General features: G+C 66.2%; 2 protein-coding genes. Both read right to left on the reverse strand.

Features of this window, described 5'->3' with window-relative positions; all coding sequences use genetic code 11:
* Positions 1-319 precede the first annotated feature (319 nt).
* Positions 320-1,246 carry a ParB/RepB/Spo0J family partition protein gene (locus ABZT03_RS43780; RefSeq protein WP_356049842.1) on the reverse strand — a complete coding sequence of 309 codons (927 nt, stop codon included), beginning with the start codon at positions 1,244-1,246 and terminating at the stop codon, positions 320-322.
* Positions 1,243-2,172, reverse strand: a complete 930-nt coding sequence (locus ABZT03_RS43785) for a ParA family protein (RefSeq protein WP_356049844.1) — start codon at positions 2,170-2,172, stop codon at positions 1,243-1,245. Before ABZT03_RS43785 ends, ABZT03_RS43780 begins: the two co-directional genes overlap by 4 nt.
* Between the last annotated feature and the right edge of the window lie 268 nt (positions 2,173-2,440).

A 2,440-nucleotide genomic window follows, 5' to 3' on the forward strand; every position in this document is an offset into this window, starting at 1 on the left:
CCGCACCCGACATCCCGCCCCTCCCCGAGGCCGCGTAACATCACAGACCGGAACCTCCCTCGTCGAGCCTTTTACACCGCTCCGAGGACGCCACCCGACGTTTCCCAGGTTGCACACTCGCGAGCAGTCCTAACCTGCGCGTTCAGCGGGCGCGGATCAGCAGGCGGCGCTGCCCCGGCTGCGAGGTGGCCGGCCACGAGCAGCGGATCCAAGTGAAGCGCGGGGTGCGCAATAGGGCGGGGCGGCCGGATGATCCGGCCGCCCCGGGGGTGCTTACCCGGTAAGCACTTGTTGATCTTGCTCGTGCACGTACCGGTTTTCAGCTGAGGAGCAGCTCAGCCAGCTCTTCCAGCTGCTGCGGAGTAAGGCGTCGCTTCAGGTCTGCGGCCAGGACCCCGAGATCCGCAGTGGCCATTTCGTTGCTGGAGTTCACGGACCTTTCCTGCGCCTTCTCAGCGGTCGGCGCTGGAGTGCTTACCGGGTAAGCACTCTCCGCCTTGCGGGGCGACTCGCTCTTCTGCTTTGCCCGCTGTGCGAGTGCCTCTTCAGCGGCGCTCTGCTGCTGCTGTTCGGGCAGCTGACCGACCGTGCGGGCGACCTTGACTGGGAGCGTCTTGCTCTCCAGGGCCTGCTTCAGCTCTGGGGTGAGTTTCAGCAGTGCCAGCCGCTGCGTTACCCAGCCGCTGGATTTCCCGAGCGCTCGAGCTACAGCGCGCTGGGATCCATGGACTTGGACGAGGCGTTCGAGAGCTTTGGCTTCGTCCAGCGGCGCCAGGTCTTCGTGCTGGACAGCTGCAGTGAGGGCCGTCTCCAGCAGAGTGTCGGCGTCCTGGGCGAGGGCGTCGTCGACATGGATGGGGACGTCGTCGAGGCCCGCGAGCTTGGCGCCGGCGAGGCGGCGGTTGCCGTCGACGACGACGAATTCCGCTCCCGTCAGGTCCTCAGCGTGGTCGGGGTATGCTGCCAGGAAGGCCTCACAGGTGACAACAGTGAGGGGTTGGATGATGCCCTTGCTGGCGAGGCTGTCCGCCATCTCCTCTATGGCCGCGTAGGTGACGCGGGGGTTGTAGGGGTTGGGGGCCAGGTGGCCGATGGGGACCCGCGGGGTGTGGGGCGAGCTGTGCCCTGCCACCGAAGGCGCCGGGGCCTGTCCGGCGAAGGCGGCGAAACTGGCGGCGCGGCTGCTCATGGGCTGAGCAACGGCGTCGAACGTGGCGGAGCCTCCGAGGGAGTCGGCCTTGCTCATGTCAGTCTCCTGGCGATCTCACGCATGTGGTGGGCCTGGTCGGATTCGGGGGAGTAGGCGAGCAGTGCTCTCTGAAGCCGGACTGCTTCGCGCTGCTCCTTCAGGTCGCCGATGACTGCGAGAACGGAGGGCGTCCCGAGGCTCTTCCACTTGTCCAGCGAGGAGGTGGCGATGTAGCCGCGGCGGGAGTCGTACTTGTTGACCACTAGCCCGAGCTGTTCCACCTCAATGTCGTAGTCGGCGGCGAGGGACACGACTTGGTTGATGAGCATCCCGTAGGCCTGCGCGGAGGTGTCCTCGGCTTCGACGGGGATGACCAGGCCAGAGGAGCCTGGTTTTTCACCGTCACGGCGCCGGCCGTAGTAGATGGCGGCGTCCATCGCCAGTCCGAGGCTGGGTGGGGAGTCGATGACGATGACGTCGAAGTCCTCTTCCAGCGGTGCCAGGGCTCGCTCGAGCGCTGCGTGCCGGGGTCCGCGGAACATGGTGAGGCCAGAGTCGAGCAGGAAGGCATCGAACGCTGCGGGCAGGATCCGCAGTCGGTCGCCGAAACGCCCTTCGTCTATGACAACGGTGAGGTCGATCAGGGGGGTGTGCGCCTGCTCCCTGTTGAGCATGTGAGTGATGAGGCTTTCCCCGCCGGCTGGAATGGCTTTAAGTCCAAGCTGGTGGGAGAGGTGGCCCTGGGGGTCGTAGTCGACCATGAGGACGCGGAGTCCCAGTCGGGCTGCCCACCGGGCGAGGTCTTGCGGGCTGCTGGTCTTGTCTGTCCACTGCTGGGGGTCTTCTGCCAGTGCCTGGGCCAGGCCGGCTGTGACGGCGGTCTTGCCTACTCCCCCTTTCTGGTTGCAGACGATGATGCGTCGCGTTGGCGTGCTCTCGCCGACGGCCGGGTTTTGCTCGTAGGTACTCCCATACCCGATCAAGACTGTTACCGGCGGGGGCTGGTTGCAGCCGGCGCGCCACCCCGCCGACGGCTGGCCGGAGCCCCGGCGTATGGATCCCGGATAAGCTCCACACGCCGGCCGAGACATGCCGAGAGGGGCGCCAGCTACAGCTGGCGCCCCTCTCGGTTTCTGCTGCAATTCGACTCTGCGTGCAGCCTGAGTTCCACAGTTAGTGGTGCCGACTAGGGCACGAAAATGCGGGTTGATCTGCGGAAATGCCTGTGAGCACGCTGAGGTGGCGTGTCAC

The organism is Streptomyces sp. NPDC005574 (assembly GCF_040605435.1).
GTDB lineage: Bacteria > Actinomycetota > Actinomycetes > Streptomycetales > Streptomycetaceae > Streptomyces.